The sequence below is a fragment of the Luteibacter sp. SVR4-7G genome (assembly GCF_056755555.1).
This window is the reverse complement of record NZ_JBPGXO010000024.1, coordinates 13200-35783: the sequence shown is the minus strand read 5'-3', so window position 1 is coordinate 35783 and position 22584 is coordinate 13200. Positions and strand designations below refer to the sequence as shown.

The window sequence follows — 22584 nt, the reverse complement described above, 5'->3', positions numbered from 1 at the left end:
GCGAGGGCCTAGAAGCTGGTGCGGCCGGGCAGCAGACCTTTCAGCTCGGACTCGGTGAGGTTGCGCCACTGGCCTACCTTGAGATGACCGAGTTTCACGTTGATGATGCGCACGCGGCGGAGCTGCGTGACGCGGTAGCCGAAGGCCGCGGCCATGAGGCGGATCTGCCGGTTGAGCCCCTGGGTGAGGACGATCGAGAACCCGTACTTTGCGATCCGTTTCGTACGGCAGGGCTTCGTCATCTGTCCGTGGACCATGACGCCCTTGGCCATGGCCTTGAGGAACTCGTCGGTCACGGGTTTGTTCACCGCGACGAGGTATTCCTTTTCGTGGTGGTTCTCCGCGCGCAGGATCTCGTTGACGATGTCGCCGTTGCTGGTGAGCAGGATCAGCCCTTCGGAATCCTTGTCCAGCCGGCCGATCGGGAAGATACGCTGCGGGTGGTCGACGAAATCGATGATGTTGCCGTCCACCGTGGTGTCGGTGGTGCAGGTGATGCCCACCGGCTTGTTCAACGCGATGTAGACGCCGCGACTCTTCGCCGGGCTGGCGATGAGGGTGCGTGCGACGACCACCTCGCCATCGACCTTGACGACGTCGCCGTCGAGCGCCTTCGCGCCCATGCCGACGACCTCGTCGTTGATGGTGACGCGGCCGGCGGCCAGCAGGTCGTCGGCTTCGCGCCGCGAGCAGATGCCCGACTCGCTGATGTACTTGTTGACCCGCATGGCCTCAGGAGCGCAGGCCGACGCCGCGCGTGAGCAGGCGCAGGGCGACCGCCGCCAGGCCGATCACGAACACCAGCATCACGACGAAGGCCGTGACGATGGGCACGTCGCTCACGCCGAGCACGCCGAAGCGGAAGGCGTTCACCATGTACAGGATGGGGTTGGCCAGCGAGATGGTGTGCCACGGCTCGCCCAGCAGGTCCACCGAATAGAACACGCCGCCGAGATAGGTCAGCGGGGTGAGCACGAAGGTCGGCACCAGCGCGATGTCGTCGAATTTCTTGGCGAACACCGCATTGACGAAGCCGGCCAGCGAGAACACCGAGGCGCCCAGCACCACCGAGAGGAAGGTGACGATGGGGTGGGCCACGTGCAGGTCGGTGAAGAACAGCGCGATGAGCAGCACTAGCGCGCCGACGATCACGCCGCGGGCCACGGCACCGGTGACGTAACCGAGCAGGATCACCCAGTTCGGCATCGGCGACACCAGCATCTCCTCGACGAAGCGGCCGAACTTGGCGCCGAAGAACGAGGAGGAGATGTTGCCGTAGCTGTTCGTGATGATGCTCATCATCACGAGGCCCGGCACGATGTACTGCATGTACGTGAAGCCGTGCATCGTGCCGATGCGGCTGCCGATGAGCTTGCCGAAGATGACGAAGTACAGCGTCATCGTGATGGCGGGCGGAATCAGCGTCTGCGTCCAGATCCGCATGATGCGCATGATTTCGCGGCGGACGATGGTGCCCAGGGCGACGAGGTTGGTGGAGCTGCTCATGCCGCGTTCTCCCGGCCGTGCTCGACCAGCCTCACGAAGAGTTCCTCGAGGCGGTTGGCCTTGTTGCGCATGGAGGTGACGGTGACGCCGTGCGTGGACAGCGCAGCGAACAGGGAATTGAGGTCGTGCGCGCGGGACATTTCGGCTTCGATGGTGTGGTCGTCGAGCTTGCGCAGGATGACGCCGGGCAGGGCGGGCAGCGTGTCCGGCACGGCGGACACGTCGAGCACGAAGGTTTCGACGTCGAGGGTGGCGAGCAGGCTCTTCATCGTGGTGTTCTGCACGATGCGGCCCTGGTCGATGATGGCGATGTTGCGGCAGAGCTGCTCGGCTTCCTCGAGGTAGTGCGTGGTGAGGATCACCGTGGTGCCGGCGGCATTGATGCCGCTGACGAACTGCCACATGGAGCGGCGGATCTCGATGTCCACGCCCGCGGTGGGCTCATCGAGGATGAGCAGCTTCGGCTCGTTCATCATCGCGCGGGCGATCATCAGCCGCCGCTTCATGCCGCCCGAGAGCATCCGCGCCTGGTGGTGTGCCTTGTCCCAGAGCCGGAGCTCCTTGAGGTACTTTTCGGCGCGCTCCGAGGCCTCCGCGCGGCCGATCCCGTAGAAGCCGGCCTGGTTCACGCAGATGTCGAAAGGTTTTTCGAACTGGTTGAAGTTGATCTCCTGGGGAACCAGGCCGATCAGCCGCATCGCCTCGCTGCGATGCTTGTGGATGGACACCCCGAACACCTCGGCATCGCCCGAGGACGCGTTCACGAGGGAGGACAGGATGCCAATGAGGGTGGACTTGCCGGCGCCGTTCGGGCCGAGCAGGGCGAAGAAATCGCCCGGCTGCACGGTGAGGGAGATGCCCTTCAGGGCCTCCACGCCGTTGCCGTAGGTCTTCCGTAAATCGTTGACGTTTAAAGCGGGAGTGGTCATGGGCTGCGCCGAAATGACAAGCCGCCTATTATACCGGGCTTTGCCGGGCCGCTTCGTTCCCCGGCGTCAACAGAGACTTTCCATGGCCGAACAGTTCCCGCTCCGCCTCGTCGACAGCTTCATGCTGGCCCCGACGGTGCGCCACCTCTCCTTCGAGCGGGTGGACGGCCAGCCGCTGGCCTTCGTGCCGGGGCAGTTCCTCCAGGTGCATTTCCACTACGACGACGGAAAGCCGACCAAACGCAGCTATTCGGTGGGTACCGTGGGCGACGGCAGTGGCCCGGTGCAACGGATCGAGATCGCCGTGAGCTACGTGGACGGCGGAGCCGCCACGGCCCTGCTGGGCGGGCTGGAACACGGCGGCACGGTGGACGCCAGCGGCCCCTACGGCCGCTTCTGCCTGATGGAAGGCGACCAGAACAAGCGTTACATCCTTATCGCCACAGGCACCGGGGTCACCCCGTACCGGGCCATGCTGCCGCAGATCGAGGCCCTGATCGCCTCACGCGGCTGCCGCTTCGTGCTGCTGTACGGGGCGCGCAACGAGGGCGAACTGCTCTACGGCGAGGAATTCGAGGCCTTCGCGCGCACTCACGAGGGTTTCGACTTCTACCCCTGCCTGTCCCGCGGCGCCCGGCCCAGCCCGCGACCGCACGATCGCCTGGGCTATGTGCAGGACATGCTGGCCGAGCTGGAGCCGAACGGGGAGAGCGACATCGCCTACCTCTGCGGCAACCCGAACATGGTCGACGCGGCGTTTTCAGCCTTGAAGGAACACGGCCTGCCGGTGCAGCACATCCGCCGCGAAAAATATATTTCCTCTCGCTGACCGGCTTTTTGTGGGGGATCCTATGTTCTCCTGCAAGACCGTGCTTTGTGTGGGAGCGTCTTCAGCGGCGATTGGGTGCTCGCGGCAAGCTTGCCCGCTGCCGCGGGATCGCCGCTGAAGCGGCTCCCACAGGGCTATACTCCGCACCCATGCATGCCCAGGCCGCCCCGCACCACCTGTCGCCCGAGATGAGGCGCTATGCGGCGCTCGACCAGCGCCTCCTCGCGGCCGCCGGCACCATCCGCATCCTCCCCACGGTCTCCTGGCCGGCTTCGATCGAAGAACGCCTGATCGAGGAGTTCGGCGCAGGACGTCTCTCGATCCCCGATATTCGCTACCGTCCGCCGGCGCTCGACGACACCCGTGCCGAACTCGAGGCCATCGAGGCGGAGGCGGACGAGGACCATCCCATCGCGGAATACCTGCGGCGCACGGCCGAGTCCTGGCGGATCGCAGCGGACATGCTGCATGCCGCCGGCACCGAGCGCGTCACCGATACCTCCGTCCTGCTCTACGGCAAGCCGGGCGACGCCATCCCTGGCAGCAACCGCAGCAATCTCGACGCGGCCCGTTATTTCGTGGAATTGGCCGACGAGCTGGGCGCCGACCTCGAGACCGAGGACGCCACCGGCAACATCCCGGCCGAGGAACTGCGCCGCGACATGGCCGAGCGGCTGGACGCCTTTTTCTCACCGGGCACGATCTCGGTCGAGGTCGATCCGGAACTCACCGCGAAAGCGGCGGCCGGCGCCACTCGCATCCGCCTGCGCGGCGGCGTGCGCTTCACCGAGTACGACCGTCACCAGCTGCTGGCGCACGAGGCCTTCGTGCATTCGCTCACGGCCCTGAACGGACGCGAGCAGCCCGTGCTGGCCTCGCTGGCGCGCACCTCGCCGCGCGTCACCGCGACGCAGGAGGGGCTCGCCGTGTTCGCCGAGCTGATGTCGGGCGCCATCGACATCTCACGGCTGAAGCGGATCAGCCTGCGCATCCTGGCCATCGACATGGCCCTGAACGGCGCCGACTTCGTGGAGGTATTCCGCTACTTCCGCGCCTGCGGACAGAACGTGGCGGACAGCTTCCATTCGGCGCAGCGCGTGTTCCGCGGCGTGCCGCTGACGGGCGGCTCGGCGTTCGCGAAGGACAACGTCTACCTCAGCGGCCTGCTTGCCGTGCACACATTCTTCCGCTGGGCCTTGCGCCAGCGCCGGCTGGACCTGTTGCGCAATCTCTTCGCGGGCAAGCTCGCCCTGCACGACGTGATGAGCCTCGAGGCGCACTTCGAAAGCGGCGACATCGCCTTGCCGCGCTACCTGCCGCCATGGATGCAACACGTGCACGGCCTGGCCGGCAAGCTCGCCTTCTCGCTGTTCGTGAACCACATCCACATGGCGGGTGTGGAGGCCGAGGAAATCTCCCTCGGCCTCTGAGCGCGGCTAGCGGATCCCGACCTCGCCCGACAGCGCGAAGAAGCGCCCGTCGACGCAGCCGACCCGGAGCCTTCCGCGGCGGGTCGGGGCGGCATCCAGCGGCACCGTGACCGTGCGGCGGCCGGTGTTGAACACATCCTCTGCCAGTGGCGTGTCGAGGAAGGTGCGGCCGCCATCCACGGACAGGTCGATCCGTACCGATTTGCAGGCAATGGGCGCGACGGCCGTGCGCGCGACATCCCACTGCACGAGGCGTGGCTTGCCGCGCCTCAGGACGGCGGACGCCCTCGGTGCCAGCACTTTGAAAGGCTTGCCGGTGTCGAACACCCTGACGACCCGCTCGGCGGAGACCACGTGCGAGAGCTGATCGAGGTTGTCGCGCACCGTCACGCGGAAACGCAGGTCGCGACTGCCCGTGGGAAAGGCGTCACCGAGGCCCAGTGGCTCTTCGCCGAGCAGGACGGACATGGCGGAAAGGCCTGTTCCCCGGCAGGGCTGGGCAGCCGTGAGCGGAATAGCGGCCCGGCGCCGGTATCGGCCAGGGCGACGCCCGGCTTCTGCATATCGCCCAGGTCCATCTGCTCGAAGGTATAGGTCAGTTGCGCGGACGGCGCGGCGAAGGAAGCGAGCCCGGCCAGCCGGAAGGGCGTGCGCGCGGGGACGATCAACGGCTTATGCCAGCCTTCGGTGTCGAGCCAGGGCGCCGGCAATGGATTGATCCGCGAGGAGGCGCATGCGCCGCCGGCGCTCGCCGTCCACGCCGCCACTTGTTCGATGCTGCTTGCGTGGAAGTAGGGATCGCTTCGCGGCTGCAGGTCGTGGGAACCGCACAGGCCCGCATAGCCCATGATCGTGGAGCCGCTGGCGGGAGCAAAGGCCGAAGCTTCGTCGCGGTCCCCCGCCTGGCATCCGTTGAAACTGTGGGATGCGCCGAACTGATGCCCGAGTTCATGGGCCACGAAATCGACATGGAAGGCGTCGCCGAAGGGCCGGCTGCTGCCGGTCATGCCGGCGGCCTTGGAAAGGTCGCGGTCATCGGCCTGTCCCGTCCAGCGCTTGCACGTAACGCCTATGTCCCCAACGATGCCGGCATCGCGCTGTCCGTCGAGCACATGACCCACGTCGAACGCATCATCGCCCAGGACCCGCGAGACCACCTCGACGTTGCGCCTGACGATGTCGGCGTCCGAGCCCTGCACGTCCGCGAAGGGATTGTCCCCGCCAGGGGTAAAGACGAGCCGGTCGTTGCCTTCGGCCAGCACGAGGTGCACGCCCAGGTCATTCTCGAAGATCTCGTTGACCCGGTTCACCGTGCGGACGATGCCGGCGAGCCCGGCTTCCACCGTGCCACCCATGTGCTTCGTATAGGCCGGCGTGGCCGTCATGGCGATACGGAACGTCCGTACCACGCCACCCGCGTGGCTGGCTCGCGCCTGGCGTCCCGCCGGCCTGCCCGCGGAAGTGGCGGTGCCGTGGGCCGGCGCGGATTCCTTCCGGCCGCGAGCCGGGCCTGCGTCGACGCGGCGGAAAACGATGTGTGGCTCGGCGGTCTGTCGCTTTGCCGCGGACGAGGGTGCTACAGGGCGTACCATCCAGTCGCCGTCGGGATCGCGCACGCTGGCATGGACACCGTCCGGAGCCATGTCGATCCGTATGCGACGGCCCGCTCCGTCATGCCCGCGCAGGCTGGTCAGCGATGGATAACGGGCGGCCAGCCCGGGAGGCAAGACATCGGAGCGTTCGAGCTCGAAGCGGGAACTGCCGCCGCCGGGAAGCGGAAGTTCCAGGGTTTCCGGCGCGTCGGCGCGGCGGGAACGCCGCCGGCCGGCGTCGAGCGCGGGCCGGTCGAGCAGCACGCTGCGGTAGTGCGCGGGAAGGTCGCTGGCGGCGCGTGCCGTGGATGCAGGGGCCGGCAGCGGAGCATCCCGCCAGATCGTGTCGGTCGCCATGACGGCATGTGTCGCGAACAGCAGGCACCCGGACGCGGCGCGTAGCAGTGGATGACGATGGAACATGTTGAATCCTTTCAGGGGCATCGGGAATTGCCGATGAAGCCCCAAGCGCCCGGCGAGAATCTGTAGGCGGACACCGGTCGTCACGTCGGCCGCCCCTGCGCCGTACGCCAACGCACGGTCCTGCAAGGCTGCTATGCATCCCGTTGATGGCGGGGAATCCGTATTACAGCCTGTCGCAATGCCTCACACCCGTAGCGGCGGAGACCCCGCCACCCGGTGCTAACATGGCCGCTTGCGTCGCGGTCCGCGAGGCCGCCCGCCCTTCCTACTCGTTACGTCCCACAGGATCCCATGGCCATTTCCGAGGAACTGAGGCAAGCCGCTCTCGAATATCACCGCCTTCCCCGTCCGGGAAAGATCAAGGTCACGCCCACCACGTCGCTGCTCACCCAGCGCGACCTGTCGCTCGCGTACTCGCCCGGCGTCGCCGCCGCGTGCGACGCGATCGTCGCCGATCCCCGGCAGGCCGCCGAGCTCACGGCGCGATCCAACCTGGTGGCGGTGATCTCGAACGGCACGGCGGTGCTCGGGCTGGGCAACATCGGCGCGCTGGCCGGCAAGCCGGTGATGGAAGGCAAGGGCGTGCTGTTCCAGAAGTTCGCCGGCATCGACGTGTTCGACATCGAGATCGACGAGACGGACCCTGACAAGCTGGTCGACATCATCGCCAGCCTCGAACCGACCTTCGGCGGCATCAACCTCGAGGACATCAAGGCGCCCGAGTGCTTCGTGGTCGAGCGCAAGCTGCGCGAGCGGATGAAGATCCCCGTGTTCCACGACGACCAGCACGGCACGGCGATCATCGTTGGCGCGGCGGTGCTCAACGCGCTGCTGGTCACCGGCAAGAAGATCGAGGACGTGAAGCTGGCGACCACCGGCATGGGTGCCGCAGGCATTTCCTGCGTCGACATGCTGGTGACCCTGGGCATGCGCAAGGAGAACATCCTCGCCTTCGACCGCGACGGCGTGCTGCACACCGGCCGTACCGACCTCGATCCGGACAAGCTGCGTTACGCACGTGACACCGACAAGCGTACGCTGGCCGAGATCGTCGAAGGCGCGGACATCTTCCTCGGCCTTTCCGCCGGCGGCATCCTCAAGCCGGAAATGGTCGCGACGATGGCGGAGCGCCCGATCATCTTCGCGCTCGCCAATCCGAACCCGGAGATCCTGCCGGAAGACGCGAAAGCCGTGCGCCCAGACTGCATCATGGCCACCGGCCGCTCGGATTACCCGAACCAGGTCAACAACGCGCTCTGCTTCCCCTACCTGTTCCGCGGCGCGCTCGACGTCGGCGCCACGGTGATCAACGAGCATATGAAGGTGGCCTGCGTGCAGGCCATCGCCGAACTGGCGCGCCGCGAGTCCTCGGACGTGAGCGCGCGCGCCTATGGCGGCAAGCCGCCGAGCTTCGGCCCCGATTACCTCATCCCGCAGCCGTTCGATCCGCGCCTGTTGATCCAGCTGCCGCCGGCGATCGCGCAGGCGGCGATGGACTCCGGCGTCGCCGAGCGTCCCATCGAGGATTTCCCCGCCTACATCGAGAAGCTCACCAGCTTCGTGTTCCGCACCGGCCTGCTGATGAAGCCGGTGTTCGACCGCGCGAAGGCCGATCCCAAGCGCGTGGTGTACGCGGAGGGCGAAGAAGAAACCGTGCTGCGCGCCGTGCAGACGGTGGTGGACGAAGGTCTCGCACGGCCGATCCTGGTCGGCCGCCCCGATGTCATCGAGAAGCGTATCGCCCGCGCGGGCCTGCGCCTGAAGCCGGGCGTGGACTTCGACATGTGCAACATCCATTCGGACCCGCGCTTCGAAGACTACTGGCGCCTGTACCACTCGATCATGGAGCGCAACGGCGTCACGCCCGCCTCGGCGAAGGCGGTGGTCCGCTCGCGTCCGACGGTGATCGCGGCGCTGATGGTGGAACGCGGCGAGGCGGACGCGATGATCTGCGGCCTGGTGGGCAACTACCAGAGCAAGCTCGGCTACATCTGCGACATCATCGGCCTGGACGAAGGCGTCGCCGAAGCCTCCGCGATGGCCGCCGTGGCGACGGAAAAGGGCACATTCTTCTTCCTCGACACATATGTGCAGGAAGACCCGAGCGCCGCGCAGATCGCCGAGGCCACGCTGCAGGCGGCCATCCGCCTGAAGCTGTTCGGCATCCAGCCGAAGATCGCCCTGCTGTCGAACTCGAACTTCGGCAGCCGCGAGACGCGCAGCTCGCGGAAGATGCGCGATGCGCTGGGGCTCATCCGCGAACGGGCGCCCCGCCTCGAGGTGGAGGGGGAGATGCAGGCCGACGTGGCGCTCACCCCCGAACTGCGCGAACGGATCTTCCCGAACTCGCGCCTGGAGGGTAAGGCGAACGTCTTCGTGTTCCCGAACCTGGATGCCGCCAACACGGCCTACAACATGGTCCGCGTGCTCTGCGACGGCGTGGTGATCGGCCCGATCCTCATGGGCGTGGCCAAGCCGGCGCACATCCTCACCCCGCAGGCCACGGTCCGCCGGGTGGTGAACATGACCTCGGTGGCCTGTGTCGAGGCGCAGATCCGGGCCGGCAAGCCCAGGACGGTCGTAAACGACTGATTCTCCCGATTTAACACGATTGAAACGGCCGTACCGACGCGTATGCGGGAACCTTTGCGCTATCATGAAAAGGTTTTCCCGCCACCCCAGCGGCCCCACTTAGTCCCCATGAGCGCGCGTTACGCGCGAGCGGAGCATCCATGGACCAGATCGACGACATCCTGAACCAGGACCTCGACCCCACCGAAACCCGTGAATGGGTCGAGTCGCTCAACGCCGTCATCAATCACGACGGCACCGAGCGCGCGCATTTCCTGCTGGAGCGCATGGTCGACTCCACACGTCGCGCGGGCGGCTACCTGCCGTTCGATCCGACGACGGAGTACCTGAACACCATCCCGCCGCACATGGAAGCGCGCAGCCCCGGCGACGCCGCCATCGAATGGCGCATCCGCTCGCTGATCCGCTGGAACGCCCTGGCCACCGTCGTGCGCGCCAACCGCAAGCCCGGCGACCTCGGCGGCCACATTTCCAGCTTCGCCTCGTCGGCCACCCTGTACGACGTGGGCTTCAATCATTTCTGGCGCGCTCCGAGCGCCGACCATCCGGGCGACCTGGTATTCCACCAGGGCCATTCGGCCCCGGGCGTGTACGCCCGCTCGTTCCTCGAAGGCCGCCTCAGCGAAGACCAGATGGACCTCTTCCGCATGGAAGTGGCGGGCAAGGGCCGCGGTCTTTCGTCCTATCCGCACCCCTACCTGATGCCGGATTACTGGCAGGTGCCGACTGTCTCGATGGGCCTCGGCCCGATCCAGGCGATCTACCAGGCGCAGTTCTGGAAGTACCTCGAGCACCGTGGCCTGATGCCGAAGACCGACCGGAAGATCTGGTGCTTCATGGGCGACGGCGAGTCGGACGAGCCGGAGTCGCTGGGCGCGATCTCGCTGGCCGGGCGCGAAGGCCTCGACAACCTGATCTTCGTCATCAACTGCAACCTGCAGCGCCTCGACGGGCCGGTTCGCGGCAACGGCAAGATCATCCAGGAACTGGAAGGCGTGTTCCGCGGTGCCGGCTGGAACGCGATCAAGGTCGTGTGGGGCAGCTACTGGGATCCGCTCATCGCCCGCGACACCTCCGGCAAGCTGCGCCAGCTGATGATGGAAACCGTCGACGGCGAGTACCAGGCGTGCAAGGCCTTCGGCGGCGCGTACACGCGCGAGAAGTTCTTCGGCAAGTATCCGGAAACGGCGGCGCTGGTCGCCAACATGTCCGACGACGACATCTGGCGCCTCAACCGCGGCGGCCACGATCCGCACAAGGTCTACGCGGCGTACCACGCGGCCGTGAACACCAAGGGCATGCCCACCGTGATCCTCGCCAAGACGGTGAAGGGCTATGGCATGGGCGCCGCCGGTGAATCGCAGAACCCGGCGCACAACCAGAAGAAGATGGACGCGGATGCCGTGCGCGCCTTCCGCGACCGCTTCAACATCCCGGTGCCGGACGACAAGCTGGACGAAGTGCCGTACTACCACCCGGGCAAGGACTCGGAGGAAGTGCAGTACATGCTCGAGCGCCGCCGCGCGCTGGGCGGTTCGCTGCCGCAGCGTCGCCGCAAGGCCGACCAGTCGTTCAAGGCGCCGGCGCTGGAAGCCTTCGAGCAGATCACCAAGGGCACCGGCGATCGCGAGATCTCGACCACCATGGCCCTGGTCCGCGGCATGAACCTCATGCTGCGCGACAAGGAGCTCGGTCCCCGTCTCGTGCCGATCGTGGCCGACGAGGCCCGTACCTTCGGCATGGAAGGCATGTTCCGCCAGATCGGCATCTATGCGCCGTTCGGCCAGAAGTACCGTCCGCAGGATGCCGACCAGCTGCTGTACTACCGCGAAGACCAGAAGGGCCAGGTGCTGCAGGAAGGCATCAGCGAGGCCGGCGGCATGAGCGCCTGGATCGCGGCCGGCACCAGCTACAGCATCAGCAACGTGCCGATGCTGCCGTTCTTCATCTATTACTCGATGTTCGGTTTCCAGCGCATCGGCGACCTCTGCTGGGCGGCGGGCGACATGCGTGCGCGCGGCTTCCTGATCGGCGGCACCTCCGGCCGCACCACGCTCAACGGCGAAGGCCTGCAGCACGAGGACGGCCATTCGCACCTGCTGTCCGGTGCGATCCCGAACGTGGTGTCGTACGACCCCACCTTCTCCTACGAACTCGCGGTGATCCTGCAGGACGGCACGCGCCGCATGATGCAGGAGCAGGAAGACGTCTACTACTACATCACCGTGATGAACGAGAACTATGCCCACCCCGACCTGCCGAAGGGCAGCGAGGAAGGCATCGTCAAGGGCATGTACCTGTTCAAGGACGGCGGCAAGGCGAAGAAGAACGAGCCGCGCGTGCAGCTGATGGGTTCGGGCACGATCCTGCGCGAAGTGATCGCGGCGGCCGAACTGCTGGAGAAGGATTTCGGCGTCACCTCCGACATCTGGTCGGTGCCGAGCTTCTCCGAAGTCCGCCGCGAAGGCTTCGACGCCGAGCGCTGGAACCGCCTGCATCCCGAAGCGCCGCAGCGCGTGCCCTACGTCACCGGCCTGCTGGCCGACCGCCAGGGCCCGGCCATCGCCGCCACCGACTACGTTCGCGAGTTCGCCGACCAGATCCGTGCCTTCATGCCGGACGGCATGCGTTACACGGTGCTGGGCACGGACGGATTCGGCCGCAGCGACACCCGTGCGAACCTGCGCAGCCACTTCGAAGTGGACCGCTACTGGATCGCCCACGCCGCCCTCGCCGCGCTGGCGAAGGAAGGCAAGGTCAATGCCAAGGACGTCAGCCGCGCCATCAAGGAATACAAGCTGGACGCGGACAAGCCGAACCCGATGACGGTCTGATCCCCGGGGCATGTAACATGACGAAGGCCGGGCTATCCCGGCCTTCGTCGTTTTCGCCTCACGCGTTGTCGATGGGCCGGGTGGTATTCCTCCCTGCCTACCCGATCCGGAAGCCGTCATGCGTTCAGCCATCCTTGTCCTTGCCGCCCTTGCCATTGCCGGATGTGCCCTCACGCCGGCGGACCACGGTTCACGCTCGCGCCTGCTCTACATCGCCGGCAGCAAGGTGCCCTGCAGCATGGGCGCGATGAAGACGGAATGCCTGCAGTTCCGCGAGAAGCCTACGGATCCGTGGCAGGCCACCTCCGTACCGGTCGAAGGGTTCGACTGGAAATCCGGCAACGAGTACCTGTTGAAGATCACCGAGGTGCACGCCAGGAGTGCGGCGCAGGACGGATCCAACGTGCGCTGGCACGTGGACAAGGTGGTCGAGCAACATCCGCTGCAATGATGCTCTGCGTCCTCACCGGCGTCTCGCGGTGTCGTTGAGCACGACGGCCGGTCACCCGATGCCGGTCCGGTTCAGCCCCTCGCTGTCCTGAGCTCGCTGCCCCGCGGCTCCGTCAGAATGGCGCTCGTCATCAGATGGATGAGGTGATCGGCCCTTGGCGCGAACGACGGTTGGTCGATCGCCCAGCCGAGAGCGGTTATCAGGGCGAACAAGTCGTCCCCATTCATATCGGCGCGCGCCGTTCCCTCGCCCTGGGCACGGAGCAATAGCCGCGCGCCTGCCGAGTGCACCGCTGCGCACGACGCATAAAGAGCGGATTCCGGGTTCGCGTGGGCCGCCGCCATCATGGCGATGACGCCCTTATAGCTTTGGGCGAATGCCACCAGCTCCCGCATCCAGACGAGAAGTGCTTCGTCAGCCGACCTCGAGGTTTCGAGCTCGCCAGCCTTCTGCGTCAGTGCGTCCAGGTGGGTGCACAGCAACGCCTCGAACAACGCTTCCCGGGTCGGGAAATGGCGGAGCAGCGTGGCCAGGCCGACGCCGGCGCGGCGGGCAAGATCGCGCATCGATATGTCGGCGCCGTGCTCTGCGGCGACCTCACGCGCGACCGTGAGGATCTGGCTGCGATTTTTTTCGGCATCGGCTCGCATGGGTCACCTTGACAAGTGGATCACTGATCCACATACTCGTTATATGGATCAGTGATCCATATCTTACCGCGCCACCCATCGCTTCTCCAGCTTCCGCGCCACTCTTACGAAGAGCACACGACATGAACAGACTGGAAGGAAAGACCGCCGTCATCACCGGCGGCGCAACCGGCATCGGCCTCGCCGCGGCAAAGCGCTTCATCGAGGAGGGCGCTTTCGTCTTCATCTTCGGCCGCCGGCAGGAGGCGCTCGATGCCGCCGTGGCCGCCCTCGGATCCAAGGCCCGGGGGGTGAAGGGTTCGGTCTCCAGTCCGGCCGATCTCGACCGGCTCTACGAGGCGGTCGAGACCGAGCGCGGAACGCTCGACATCGTCTTCGCCAACGCCGGGGCCGGAAGCCCGCTTCCGCTCGGCCAGATCACCGCCGAACACATCGACGAAACCTTCGAGACCAATGTGAAGGGCACGATTTTCACGGTCCAGAAGGCACTGCCGCTCATGCGCGCCGGCGGTTCGATCATCCTGACCGGATCGAGTGCCGGCACCACGGGCGCTCCGGGATTCACTGCCTATAGCGCGAGCAAGGCGGCGGTACGCAACCTCGCGCGCACCTGGGCCGAGGACCTGAAGGGCACGGGCATCCGGGTAAACGTGCTGTCGCCTGGCGCGACGGCGACCGAGCTCGCCAAGCAGGCACTGGGCGAGGAGGGCCAGAAGGCTTACGGCGCGATGACGCCGCTCCAGCGGATGGCCGATCCCGCCGAGATTGGAGCGGTAGCCGCGTTCCTGGCCTCGCCGGACAGCAGTTTCATGACCGCCAGCGAGGTCGCCGTCGACGGCGGTCTGGCGCAGCTCTGAGGAGAGGAATCCATGACACGCATAAATCACGCCATCATCGGCTTCGGCAAGATCGGCCACGCGCTTGCCAGGGCATTTGCCCGCAACGGCATCGACGTCCTCGTTGCCACCACGCGCGATCCGGAGCGCTTCGCCTCCGATGCGGCCGCGATCGGTCCTACGATCATTCCCACGACTTTGGCGGAAGCGGCCAAGGCGGACATCATCTTTCTGGCCGTCCGCTTCGAGTCGCACCCGGAGGTCGCGAAGGCGTTGGCGAGTTGGAAAGGAAAAATCGTCGTCGACGCCATGAACACCCAGGTCCCGCTCGAGGAACTGGACGGTCTACCGTCCTCTGCCTTCGTCGCAAAAGCGTTCAACGGGGCCCGGCTGGTGAAAGGCTTCAACCACCTGGTTGCTGCCGTTCTCGACCAGGACCCGGCCGTGCATGGTGGCAGGAGAGTCGTCTTCCTGGCGAGCGATGATGATGACGCCGCCGTGGAGATCGGTGCGCTTGCGGAAAAACTCGGTTTCGCGCCGGTCCAGCTTGGCGCGCTCGCCGAGGGCGGGATGCTCGTTCACGCGCGCGGGAAAAGCTGGGGTGGACTGATCTTCAAGGACCTGGTCAAGTTCGGCGGATGAATCGCGCAGTGCCTGAGCCATGCTGAAATGAAAAAGGCCGGGGAAACCCCGGCCTTTTCGCCCGTACAGGCACCTGTCAATCGTCGTCGCGCAATGCGTGGCGGATCAGCAGGAAGGTGCCGATGGCCGCGGCGGCGATGCCGATGGTCACGCCCGGATGGCGCTGCACGCGGCGGCGAAGCTTGCGGTACTGGTAGGTGGCTTCATCGGCCAGATCTTCGGCCATGTAGCGGATGCGCTGGTTGTTGCCGGCGTTGCGGGCGAACTTGCCGGTGATGCGCCGGCTGCGATCGAGCAGGTCATTGCCCGCGCCGGCGGCTTCGCCGGCATAGTGACGAACGCGGCCGGAGACCCCGTTGACGGCGCTTTCGACCTGGCGCGCGAACTCGCGATTTCTGCTCATCGGATGGCTCCTTGCTGCATGGGACATACGCCGCAGACTCTGCGATCCGTGCCGTGAGGGGCGCGTAAACAGGGGCGATCCGATTGCGCCGCGATTCAGTGTTCCGGCTTCGGCGCGAGGTCGTAGTCGCCGCCGCGTTCGAGGGCTGCCTGGTACGCCGGGCGCGCGTGGATGCGCTCGAGAAAGGCGTGCAGTCCCGGCCGCGAGGCGTCGAGGGCGGCTCGGCTCGCGGCTGCCTCGAGCGGGAAACTCATCTGGATGTCGGCCGCCGTGAACGCCTCGCCGGCGAACCATCCCGTCTTGCTTATTTCGTCTTCGAGATAATCGAGATGAAGCTTCAGTTGTGGATCGACGAAGGCCTTCTGCGCGCCACGCGCCAGCATGCGCGCGATCGGCCTGGCGAAGAACGGCACCGGTGCCGATTCCATGCGGATGAACACGAGTTTCAGCAGCAGGGGAGGCATGGCCGAGCCTTCCGCGTAGTGCATGAAGTAGCGATACCTCAGCGCTTCGGCCGTGCCCCGGGCGGGAACGAAGCGGCCGTCGCCGTACCGCTCGAGCAGGTATTCGAGGATGGCGGCGGACTCCGCGACGACGGCGTCGCCGTCCACCAGCACGGGCGACTTGCCCAGCGGATGGACGGCGCGCAATGCCTTTGGCGCCAGCATGGTTTTCGGATCCCGCTGGTAGCGGACGATGTCGTACGGAAGGCCAAGTTCCTCGAGCATCCAGAGCACGCGTTGCGAGCGCGAGTTGTTGAGGTGGTGAACGACGATCATGGATGTATTCAGCCTGCCGCCGTCAGCGATTCCTGCAGCTTCTTCGTCTGTTCCGGAAACGCCTTGCCTTCCTCGGCCACCGTCTGCGCCACGCGCTTGCGCGCCTCGTCATCACGGTGCAGCGCACGCAACGCTTTTACCTGGAACGTGGTGACGGTGATGCGGTTGGCGCCATAGGCCTTCTTCGCGGCAGCGTCGAGATAGGGCAGGCCTTCCGCCGCCTTGCCGTTCTCGACGAGCCGCCGCCCGTAACGGTAGTTGTATACGTAGTCTTCCGGGTAGGCGGCGATCAGCTGCTTCTCCAGCGTGTCGAGCTCTTCGCCGGCCTTCGCGCGAACGAGGTAGACGCGCAGGTTGTCGGCAAGGTTGCGATCGCTGCGAAGGTCGCCGTGCAGGTTCTCGCGGCTGAGGTCGATCGCCTTGCGCAATACGGCCTGCTCGCCTTCGTGATCGCCCAGCGCGGCATCGAGGTCCGCCGCCGCGAGCACGGCGCTGCGTTGATCGGCGCAGGCCGGCGCGGCCGTGAATATCTGCGATGCGAGGTATTGCTCGTAAGCCGGCTTCTGCGGCGCGAGCAGGGCGCGCTGGGCGTCGGCCGGCCGCGTCTTGCTTGCGCCGATCAGGTCGTCGAGCACATAGGGCCGATCGCAACCGATCTTGCCCGCCAGCACCTTGGTCGCGGCGTCGACGATGGCGTTGTCGTCTTTCTTGTCCTTCGCCTGGAGAAGCAGGAGGCGCTGCTTGGCGAGGGCGACGCGCTTGTCCTTGTCGGAGACGTTGCGCACCGTCGACGGCAGCGTATCGAACCACGCCATGCCCTCGCTGCCCTGGTAGCGAAGCTGATAGGTATCGAGCACGTCGGCGACGGCACCGAGGGAGCCTTTCGCGGCGTCGGCCTTCTGCTTCGACAGGCGTGCATCGCCGGAAAGGATGCCCGCGATCTCGTCGTAGAACGTCTTGCGTGGCCGCTCGGCAAGGATGCGGCCGAGTTCTTCGCCGCTGGGACCGATCATGACGTAGGTGGGCAGGAAGTGGACGTTGAGTTTCGTCATCCACGCCTTGTCGTCGGGTTTGTCAGCATCAGCTTCGTAGAACACGACCTTTGCGTTCAGGTCGTTCCACTCCTTGCCGTTGAGCACGTGGCTCGCCATGAAATAGCACGAGTAACACCACACCGCCTGGAAATCGATCAGTACCGGCTTGTGCTCGCGCTTGCCCTGGGCAAGCGCCTCATCGAGGCTGGCAGGACCCTGATGCGCGGACGCAGCCGTCGCAACCAGGCCGAAAATCAGGACGGTGAGCAATCGCTTCATGCTGGCTTCTTCCCCTTTGGAGGTATAGACGTCCACTTAATAGCATGCTTTTGCCGCCGTGTCAGATCGTGCCGCTGGCCCCCTCGATGGGTTCGGGATCCGAGACCAGCCCCTGGCGACGGCGCAGCGAGGGAAACCACCACACCCAGAGGCCGACGACCACGAGGGTGCCGATGCCCCCGACCAGGGTCGCATTCACTGCGCCCATGGCCGCCGCCAGGAGGCCCGACTCGAATTCGCCCAGCTGGTTGGAGGTGTTGATGAAGATCGCATTGACCGCGCTTACCCGGCCGCGCATGTCGTCCGGCGTCTCCAGCTGCACCAGGGCGCCCCGGATGACCATGCTGACCATGTCGAACGCGCCCAGGGCGAAGAGGGCCGCCACCGATAGCCATAGCGCGGTGGATACCGCGAAAACGAGGGTCGCGACGCCGAAGCCCGCCACCGAGGCGAACATGATCGGCCCCACCCGGCGCTCCAGCGAATGCCGCGACAGCCAGAGCGACATCAGCAGGGCGCCCACCGCCGGTGCGGCACGCAGGACGCCGAGACCCCAGGGACCCGTATGCAGGATGTCCTTCGCGAAGATGGGCAGGAGCGCCGTGGCGCCGCCCAGCAGCACCGCGAAGAGGTCCAGCGAGATCACGCCGAACACGGCCGGGCGGTTGCGGATGAAATGGATGCCGGCGAACAGGGTCTTGAGCGTGGCCGGCTCGCGGCGCGGCGGCAGGTGCGCGTACGCCAGCCGCGACATCAGCACCAGCGCGACGAGGTAGAGCAGCGCCGAGACGCCATACACCGTCGCCGCGCCGGCCACGTACAGCAGGCCGCCTAACGCCGGTCCGACGATCATCGCGGCCTGTCCGGCAGCGGCGTTCGCCGCCATCGCGCGTGGCAGGACCTCCGTGGGCACGAGGGCCGGGAGCATCGACTGCAGTGCGGGGAATTCGAAGGTCTTGGCCAGGCTGACAACGAAGACCAGGGCGAGGATCCCGGTTTCCGTCAGGTGCCCGGAAAGGCTGAAACCAGCCAGCAGCGCGATGGCAATCCCTTCGATCGCCTGGCAGACGGTGACGATGCGCCGCCGGTCGAACTGGTCTGCCACATGGCCAGCGGGCAGGGCCAGGAGTACCGAGGGCACGAACTGCACGAGGCCGATGAGGCCGAGGTCGAGCGCGCGGTGGGTAATCTCGTAGACCTGCCAGCCGACGGCCACCGACATCATCTGGAACCCGAAACTGGAGGCGTTCCTGGCGAACCAGAACTGCACGAAGGCGCGATAGCGAAGCAGCGACACCGCTGCCGGGGGAGAGGACGACATCGGCGATCCTTGAGAATTTGCGCAGATTTTACGCGCATGCAGCGGACGTTTGATCGGCGTCCCCGTATCGGAGAAGCTAAGGCCTTCCTACCTGGGGCTCGCAAGAACATGCGTCGTATCGCCATCCTCATCGCCGCCGCCGCGCTCGCCACCGCCTGCTCGTCGCCCCAGGACCAGCAGGCCGCACAGGCTCCCGTTCCGGACGACCGCGCCGGTGAAGCGGCGAAGAAGCTCGAGATCTACCAGCAGCTGCTGAAGTTGCACAACGACGGTCCGGCGGTACAGATCGGCCACGAGATCGTGGACAAATACCCGGATACGCCCGCCGCCGCCGAGGTGAAGAAGACCCTCGACGAGCTGGAGACGAACTACAAGGCGGCCAGCGAGAAGGCACGCCTGGCCGCGCTGTGGCTTTACCAGACCTCGCCGATGCAGGGGGGCACGCAGAGCACGGCCACCATCCAGTCGAGCCGGCCGACCGGCGACCAGACGGTACGGCTCATCCTGCGCCGGCACACGGCGTGGGGGCAGAGCGTGTTCCTCTACGCCACGAGCGGCAAGGGTTTCGTCTGCAAGGGCGATTGTTCGCTGAAAGCCACCTTCGACGGCAAGCCGAAGGTGATCAAGGCCTTCCGCCCGCCCACGGGCGAGCCGGCGCTCCTGTTCCGCAACGACGCGCAGTTCCTGAAAGACCTGGCGAAGACGAAGCGCCTGACGATCGACGTGGTGACGATCAGCCGCGGCGAAACCACGCTTACCTTCGAAACGGGCGGCTTCGATCCGGAGAAGTGGACGCCGTTGCCTAAGAAGAAGTGAGCGACTCCGCGCTCCCTCAATGAAGGAACAGCTTCTCGGTGATTCGCGTCAGCGGCCACTCCAGCAGCGCATTCACCTTCGGTGGAAGGTCCAGCGGGCGCAGCAGCATCTTCACCGTCATCTCGGCGGGAATATGCCTCTTCAACAGGCCTTCCGCGCGCGAGGTGACGCGGCGGAACTCGGCGTCGTCGTGGGCCTTGTCGGGGTAGCGCACGTTGAAAACGTGGCGCAGCGCGATGTCGCTGTCTTCGTTCTTGATCTCGCGCAGACGCTTCAGCAAGGTACGGAAGGTGCTGATCCGGCCGATGCCGTCGCGCTCGCGATAGACGCGGAAATATTGGTAGAAGTGCTTGTAATGCCGCACTTCGTCGCTCTTGATGCGGTTCGTCAGCTCGCGCAGCACGGGCTCGTCGGTCACGTCGTTCAATGCGCGGTAGAGACTGGCCGTGCCGGTTTCCACCACGCAACGCGCGGCCAGTTCGAGCCCGCGGTTCGGCTCCAGTTCTTCGGAGGTGCAGACCGAGCCATAGTGCGCGAAGAAGTTCCTGAAACCGGCATCCCAGTCGAATTCCGGCCACACGTGGCGCACGTAGGCCGCGAGCGCGCGGCCATGCTGCAATTCCTCGTGCTCCCAGTGATCGCGCAGCCATCCCTGCAGTTCGTCGTCGCCGGCGAAGTGATCCACGAGGTTGTGCGTGTACAGGTCCGATCCGCTTTCGACGAAGGACGAGCTGCACAGCAGAAGGAACAGGTCTTCGTTGTCCCTGACCTTCCCGGTGTCGATCCGGGAGAGGTCCAATGTTTCGAGCGTCCATGGCAAGGTGGCGGCATAGCTCACTGCTTGTGTTCCCCGGTCTCTGTCGTGTCGCCCTCTACGGGCAATGTCAGGATTGTGACAAAGGCGGGCGCCCAGCGCATCACGCTTGCCGGGGAGCGGGTTTTTACGAGGGTCAGCGGACTACCGTGACCGGGACATGGGCCTTGGCAAGTACGTCGGTGGAGGTGGAACCGACCAGCCAGCGGGCGAGGGCGCCCCGTTCCGTGTGACCGATCACGATGTGGTCCACCCCGTGCTGGGCCACGTAGGAGAGCAGGGCATCGCCCGGGCTGCCGTGGACGAGGTCGACCTCGACGGGCACGCGGGAGCCTGGGCTCAGCGCGGCAACCTCCTCGCGCAGGGCGGCCAGCCGCTCCTCGCCGTTGTCGGTCATCATCAGGGCCGAGGTGTCCGCGCCGTTGTCGATCTGCATGACCGATACCACGTGCACGCGGGCACCGGCGCAGGCGGCGAGTTCAAGGGCAAACTGGTAGGCGCGGCGAGCCGTTTCCGAGCCGTCGTAGCCAACGAGGATATGTCTGGGCATGGGGAGGGTCCTTGGGGAAACGGGGTCATAGTAGGCCGGCGGACTTCCTCCGTGAACGGTTCACGGGGCATCCACCTAGCCGTGCCCGTCCTGAACGCTCCCGGGCCCGCTCCGTATTTCTTCACAATCGTGAGTGGAGAATCCGCCTCGCAGTTACCTGCCACTTTCAACGGAGAACGAACATGATCAAGCGCATCACGGGTATGGCCGCCCTGGCCCTGGCGGCGGCAGGTTCCTTCGGCGTCCAGCCGACGCAGGCGGCGGAAGCCGCGACGAAGTGCCACATGACCTTCAACACGACGGGCTGGGCGGCGATCTACAAGAAAGCCGACGGTCGCGGTCACGTGCGCTGCGACAACGGCCAGAGCGCCGACGTGCTCATCCACGTGCGGGGCGGCGGCCTCACTGCCGGCAAGTTCAGCATCGAAGGCGGCAAGGGCGAGTTCACCAACGTCAAGAGCATCCACGAGATCTATGGCGAGTACGTCAGCGGCGGCGCCAATGCGGGCGCGGTGAAGAGCGCCGAAAGCGCCGCCATGACCAAGGGCGAGGTATCGCTCGCCGTGACGGGCACCGGTCGCGGCTTCAACCTCGGCGTGGACCTCAGCAAGTTCGAGATCGAACCGCTCAAGTAAGGGCTGGTTGCCGGGGCGCCCGCCGGGCGCCCCGCTTTCTTGCGAACCTCACGGGCTGGCGCAACCCGCGGACGCCACGAGTACACTCACGGCATTCCTTCCCCACCCCCGAGGTTCCACCATGCGTCGCCTCCTCACTTTTCTCGCGTTGTGCATCGTGACCGCCACCGCCTGGGCCGCCGCGCCCGCCGTGGGCGACAAGGCACCGGATTTCCGCCTGCAGGACCAGAAGGGCGACTGGCATACGCTGGAAACCCACAAGGGCAAGTGGCTGGTCCTCTATTTCTATCCGAAAGACTTCACCGCCGGCTGCACCACCGAGGTCTGCACCTATCGCGACGATACGGCCAAGCTGCACAAGGCCGGCGCGGTCGTGCTCGGCGTGAGCCTCGACGACGTGAAGTCGCATAAGGAATTCGCCGAGAAGTACCACGTACCGTTCCCCCTGCTCTCGGACGCCGACAGTGCCGTGGCCGTGAAGTACGACGTGCTGACCACCACGCCGACGGGCCAGAAGTACGCCCGCCGCGAGACCTTCCTCATCGATCCCGCCGGCAAGATCGTGAAGATCTATAAGGACGTGGACCCGGAGAAGAACTCCGGCCAGGTGCTGGCCGACCTCGCCGAGCTGAAGAAGGCGGGCGCCTGATCGTGTTCGGTGCCGCCAAGGGCGCACAGCGCTCCCGTCCTTTCGCGCCCTGGCGCATCGTGGTCTGGCTGGTGATGCTGCTGGCCGCCGTCGGCTTCGTCATCAATACCTATGCCTCCGTGATCCTCGCCAATGCCGTCGGCGCGGTGAGCGCCGAGGCCATCGCCGCCGGTGCGGGGGATCCGCGGGTCGGCGTGATGTGGTCGCTGGCCTATGCGCTGGCTGCCTTCGTCGTCGTCGTCGTCTCCCTTGCGACCTTGCGCTGGCGCGACTGGGGACGGCGGGCGATGCGCGTCATCGCTCTCCTGCTGCTGGCCTGGTCGGCGTATACGGCCTGGGTGGCCTACGACCAGTGGCAGCAGCTCGGCGCGGTGTTGGGCCAGACGGGGCTTCCGGCCCAGTTGCTCGCGATGGGCCAGAAGCACCGGACGATCCTTCTGGTCGGACTGGTCCTCAAGGTGGTTTCGGTACCGGTGCTCGGCTGGCTCTCCTGGGTACTGGGCAGCGTGGGCGTCCGCCAGCAGTTCGCCCGGCTGCCGCTTTGAACGGTTCAGCGGGCGTTCGCCGGCGGCCCGGTATCGAGTGGGCTT

Annotated in this window: 23 protein-coding genes; 11 read left to right on the top strand and 12 right to left on the bottom strand. The window is 66.1% G+C overall.

Features of this window, described 5'->3' with window-relative positions:
* Window positions 1–8: 8 nt before the first annotated feature.
* The 3 genes from ACR9ZH_RS10955 to ACR9ZH_RS10945 are packed head-to-tail and all read right to left on the bottom strand — an operon-like array spanning window position 9 to window position 2435.
* Window positions 9–728, bottom strand: a complete 720-nt coding sequence (locus ACR9ZH_RS10955; RefSeq protein ID WP_481290778.1) for a pseudouridine synthase — start codon at window positions 726–728, stop codon at window positions 9–11.
* A gap of 4 nt (window positions 729–732) precedes the next feature.
* Window positions 733–1506 (bottom strand): ABC transporter permease, encoded by a 774-nt coding sequence (locus tag ACR9ZH_RS10950; RefSeq protein ID WP_481290777.1) that lies wholly within the window; start codon window positions 1504–1506, stop codon window positions 733–735.
* On the bottom strand, window positions 1503–2435 hold the full coding sequence (locus ACR9ZH_RS10945; protein ID WP_481290776.1) for an ABC transporter ATP-binding protein: 933 nt from the start codon (window positions 2433–2435) through the stop codon (window positions 1503–1505). The genes ACR9ZH_RS10950 and ACR9ZH_RS10945 overlap by 4 nt, the downstream gene beginning before the upstream one ends.
* A gap of 82 nt (window positions 2436–2517) precedes the next feature.
* Between ACR9ZH_RS10945 and ACR9ZH_RS10940 the strand changes: the two genes are divergently transcribed.
* Window positions 2518–3264, top strand: a complete 747-nt coding sequence (locus ACR9ZH_RS10940) for an FAD-binding oxidoreductase (RefSeq protein ID WP_481290775.1) — start codon at window positions 2518–2520, stop codon at window positions 3262–3264.
* Between the two features lie 149 nt (window positions 3265–3413).
* Entirely contained in the window at window positions 3414–4694 is a 1281-nt protein-coding gene (locus ACR9ZH_RS10935; protein WP_481290774.1) for a peptidase MATCAP family protein, read from the top strand.
* Window positions 4695–4700: 6 nt separating this feature from the next.
* Here the strand turns inward: ACR9ZH_RS10935 and ACR9ZH_RS10930 are convergent, their stop codons facing one another.
* Window positions 4701–5162: a hypothetical protein gene (locus ACR9ZH_RS10930; protein WP_481290773.1), complete on the bottom strand. Its 462-nt coding sequence runs from the start codon at window positions 5160–5162 to the stop codon at window positions 4701–4703.
* Window positions 5081–6709, bottom strand: a complete 1629-nt coding sequence (locus ACR9ZH_RS10925; protein WP_481290772.1) for a reprolysin-like metallopeptidase — start codon at window positions 6707–6709, stop codon at window positions 5081–5083. The genes ACR9ZH_RS10930 and ACR9ZH_RS10925 overlap by 82 nt, the downstream gene beginning before the upstream one ends.
* Window positions 6710–7000: 291 nt before the next feature.
* On the opposite strand from ACR9ZH_RS10925, the gene ACR9ZH_RS10920 reads away from it, so the two are divergent.
* The 3 genes from ACR9ZH_RS10920 (at window position 7001) to ACR9ZH_RS10910 (ending at window position 12586) form a co-directional block, all read left to right on the top strand.
* On the top strand, window positions 7001–9301 hold the full coding sequence (locus ACR9ZH_RS10920) for an NADP-dependent malic enzyme (RefSeq protein ID WP_481290771.1): 2301 nt from the start codon (window positions 7001–7003) through the stop codon (window positions 9299–9301).
* 140 nt (window positions 9302–9441) lie between these two features.
* Window positions 9442–12135 carry a pyruvate dehydrogenase (acetyl-transferring), homodimeric type gene (gene aceE, locus ACR9ZH_RS10915; protein ID WP_481290770.1) on the top strand — a complete coding sequence of 898 codons (2694 nt, stop codon included), beginning with the start codon at window positions 9442–9444 and terminating at the stop codon, window positions 12133–12135.
* A gap of 118 nt (window positions 12136–12253) precedes the next feature.
* Window positions 12254–12586, top strand: coding sequence for a DUF4377 domain-containing protein (locus ACR9ZH_RS10910; RefSeq protein ID WP_481290769.1), 333 nt, complete (start codon window positions 12254–12256; stop codon window positions 12584–12586).
* A 71-nt stretch (window positions 12587–12657) separates the two neighbouring features.
* Here the strand turns inward: ACR9ZH_RS10910 and ACR9ZH_RS10905 are convergent, their stop codons facing one another.
* A complete protein-coding gene (locus ACR9ZH_RS10905; RefSeq protein WP_481290768.1) occupies window positions 12658–13236 on the bottom strand; it encodes a TetR/AcrR family transcriptional regulator in 579 nt (192 codons plus the stop codon).
* A gap of 122 nt (window positions 13237–13358) precedes the next feature.
* Here ACR9ZH_RS10905 and ACR9ZH_RS10900 point away from each other — a divergent pair, with 122 nt between their 5' ends.
* Together ACR9ZH_RS10900 and ACR9ZH_RS10895 are read left to right on the top strand one after the other, a co-directional pair.
* Window positions 13359–14093 (top strand): SDR family NAD(P)-dependent oxidoreductase, encoded by a 735-nt coding sequence (locus tag ACR9ZH_RS10900; protein ID WP_481290767.1) that lies wholly within the window; start codon window positions 13359–13361, stop codon window positions 14091–14093.
* 12 nt (window positions 14094–14105) lie between these two features.
* Window positions 14106–14714: an NADPH-dependent F420 reductase gene (locus ACR9ZH_RS10895; protein WP_481290766.1), complete on the top strand. Its 609-nt coding sequence runs from the start codon at window positions 14106–14108 to the stop codon at window positions 14712–14714.
* Between the two features lie 76 nt (window positions 14715–14790).
* Here the strand turns inward: ACR9ZH_RS10895 and ACR9ZH_RS10890 are convergent, their stop codons facing one another.
* The 4 genes from ACR9ZH_RS10890 to ACR9ZH_RS10875 all read right to left on the bottom strand — a co-directional run bounded on the left by ACR9ZH_RS10890 (window position 14791) and on the right by ACR9ZH_RS10875 (window position 18530).
* Window positions 14791–15117 (bottom strand): hypothetical protein, encoded by a 327-nt coding sequence (locus tag ACR9ZH_RS10890; RefSeq protein ID WP_481290765.1) that lies wholly within the window; start codon window positions 15115–15117, stop codon window positions 14791–14793.
* 95 nt (window positions 15118–15212) lie between these two features.
* Window positions 15213–15896 (bottom strand): glutathione S-transferase family protein, encoded by a 684-nt coding sequence (locus ACR9ZH_RS10885; RefSeq protein WP_481290764.1) that lies wholly within the window; start codon window positions 15894–15896, stop codon window positions 15213–15215.
* Window positions 15897–15904: 8 nt separating this feature from the next.
* The gene (locus ACR9ZH_RS10880) at window positions 15905–17209 is read right to left on the bottom strand and encodes a thioredoxin family protein (protein ID WP_481290763.1); all 1305 of its coding nucleotides are present in this window, start codon (window positions 17207–17209) and stop codon (window positions 15905–15907) included.
* A 61-nt stretch (window positions 17210–17270) separates the two neighbouring features.
* Complete coding sequence (locus tag ACR9ZH_RS10875) at window positions 17271–18530, bottom strand: MFS transporter (RefSeq protein WP_481290762.1); 1260 nt, start codon at window positions 18528–18530, stop codon at window positions 17271–17273.
* Between the two features lie 108 nt (window positions 18531–18638).
* On the opposite strand from ACR9ZH_RS10875, the gene ACR9ZH_RS10870 reads away from it, so the two are divergent.
* Entirely contained in the window at window positions 18639–19346 is a 708-nt protein-coding gene (locus tag ACR9ZH_RS10870) for a hypothetical protein (protein WP_481290761.1), read from the top strand.
* Window positions 19347–19362: 16 nt separating this feature from the next.
* Here the strand turns inward: ACR9ZH_RS10870 and ACR9ZH_RS10865 are convergent, their stop codons facing one another.
* Both ACR9ZH_RS10865 and ACR9ZH_RS10860 read right to left on the bottom strand, forming a co-directional pair.
* Window positions 19363–20184, bottom strand: coding sequence for a ferritin-like domain-containing protein (locus ACR9ZH_RS10865; RefSeq protein ID WP_481290760.1), 822 nt, complete (start codon window positions 20182–20184; stop codon window positions 19363–19365).
* Window positions 20185–20296: 112 nt separating this feature from the next.
* The gene (locus ACR9ZH_RS10860; RefSeq protein ID WP_481290759.1) at window positions 20297–20710 is read right to left on the bottom strand and encodes a universal stress protein; all 414 of its coding nucleotides are present in this window, start codon (window positions 20708–20710) and stop codon (window positions 20297–20299) included.
* Window positions 20711–20892: 182 nt separating this feature from the next.
* Here ACR9ZH_RS10860 and ACR9ZH_RS10855 point away from each other — a divergent pair, with 182 nt between their 5' ends.
* The 3 genes from ACR9ZH_RS10855 (at window position 20893) to ACR9ZH_RS10845 (ending at window position 22539) form a co-directional block, all read left to right on the top strand.
* Window positions 20893–21345, top strand: coding sequence for a hypothetical protein (locus ACR9ZH_RS10855; RefSeq protein ID WP_481290758.1), 453 nt, complete (start codon window positions 20893–20895; stop codon window positions 21343–21345).
* Between the two features lie 121 nt (window positions 21346–21466).
* Window positions 21467–21994: a peroxiredoxin gene (locus ACR9ZH_RS10850; protein WP_481290757.1), complete on the top strand. Its 528-nt coding sequence runs from the start codon at window positions 21467–21469 to the stop codon at window positions 21992–21994.
* Between the two features lie 2 nt (window positions 21995–21996).
* Window positions 21997–22539 carry a hypothetical protein gene (locus ACR9ZH_RS10845; protein ID WP_481290756.1) on the top strand — a complete coding sequence of 181 codons (543 nt, stop codon included), beginning with the start codon at window positions 21997–21999 and terminating at the stop codon, window positions 22537–22539.
* Window positions 22540–22584: the final 45 nt, after the last annotated feature.

Excerpts from the sequence above, each read along its gene's own strand:
- ACR9ZH_RS10945 (WP_481290776.1), bottom strand. The coding sequence starts at position 2,435 with ATGACCACTCCCGCTTTAAACGTCAACGATTTACGGAAGACCTACGGC.
- ACR9ZH_RS10895 (WP_481290766.1), top strand. The coding sequence starts at position 14,106 with ATGACACGCATAAATCACGCCATCATCGGCTTCGGCAAGATCGGCCAC.
- ACR9ZH_RS10875 (WP_481290762.1), bottom strand. The coding sequence starts at position 18,530 with ATGTCGTCCTCTCCCCCGGCAGCGGTGTCGCTGCTTCGCTATCGCGCC.
- ACR9ZH_RS10885 (WP_481290764.1), bottom strand. The coding sequence starts at position 15,896 with ATGATCGTCGTTCACCACCTCAACAACTCGCGCTCGCAACGCGTGCTC.
- ACR9ZH_RS10890 (WP_481290765.1), bottom strand. The coding sequence starts at position 15,117 with ATGAGCAGAAATCGCGAGTTCGCGCGCCAGGTCGAAAGCGCCGTCAAC.
- ACR9ZH_RS10955 (WP_481290778.1), bottom strand. The coding sequence starts at position 728 with ATGCGGGTCAACAAGTACATCAGCGAGTCGGGCATCTGCTCGCGGCGC.
- ACR9ZH_RS10900 (WP_481290767.1), top strand. The coding sequence starts at position 13,359 with ATGAACAGACTGGAAGGAAAGACCGCCGTCATCACCGGCGGCGCAACC.
- ACR9ZH_RS10905 (WP_481290768.1), bottom strand. The coding sequence starts at position 13,236 with ATGCGAGCCGATGCCGAAAAAAATCGCAGCCAGATCCTCACGGTCGCG.
- ACR9ZH_RS10880 (WP_481290763.1), bottom strand. The coding sequence starts at position 17,209 with ATGAAGCGATTGCTCACCGTCCTGATTTTCGGCCTGGTTGCGACGGCT.
- ACR9ZH_RS10920 (WP_481290771.1), top strand. The coding sequence starts at position 7,001 with ATGGCCATTTCCGAGGAACTGAGGCAAGCCGCTCTCGAATATCACCGC.
- ACR9ZH_RS10855 (WP_481290758.1), top strand. The coding sequence starts at position 20,893 with ATGATCAAGCGCATCACGGGTATGGCCGCCCTGGCCCTGGCGGCGGCA.
- ACR9ZH_RS10850 (WP_481290757.1), top strand. The coding sequence starts at position 21,467 with ATGCGTCGCCTCCTCACTTTTCTCGCGTTGTGCATCGTGACCGCCACC.
- ACR9ZH_RS10935 (WP_481290774.1), top strand. The coding sequence starts at position 3,414 with ATGCATGCCCAGGCCGCCCCGCACCACCTGTCGCCCGAGATGAGGCGC.
- ACR9ZH_RS10930 (WP_481290773.1), bottom strand. The coding sequence starts at position 5,162 with ATGTCCGTCCTGCTCGGCGAAGAGCCACTGGGCCTCGGTGACGCCTTT.
- ACR9ZH_RS10910 (WP_481290769.1), top strand. The coding sequence starts at position 12,254 with ATGCGTTCAGCCATCCTTGTCCTTGCCGCCCTTGCCATTGCCGGATGT.
- ACR9ZH_RS10870 (WP_481290761.1), top strand. The coding sequence starts at position 18,639 with ATGCGTCGTATCGCCATCCTCATCGCCGCCGCCGCGCTCGCCACCGCC.
- ACR9ZH_RS10940 (WP_481290775.1), top strand. The coding sequence starts at position 2,518 with ATGGCCGAACAGTTCCCGCTCCGCCTCGTCGACAGCTTCATGCTGGCC.
- aceE (WP_481290770.1), top strand. The coding sequence starts at position 9,442 with ATGGACCAGATCGACGACATCCTGAACCAGGACCTCGACCCCACCGAA.
- ACR9ZH_RS10950 (WP_481290777.1), bottom strand. The coding sequence starts at position 1,506 with ATGAGCAGCTCCACCAACCTCGTCGCCCTGGGCACCATCGTCCGCCGC.
- ACR9ZH_RS10860 (WP_481290759.1), bottom strand. The coding sequence starts at position 20,710 with ATGCCCAGACATATCCTCGTTGGCTACGACGGCTCGGAAACGGCTCGC.
- ACR9ZH_RS10925 (WP_481290772.1), bottom strand. The coding sequence starts at position 6,709 with ATGTTCCATCGTCATCCACTGCTACGCGCCGCGTCCGGGTGCCTGCTG.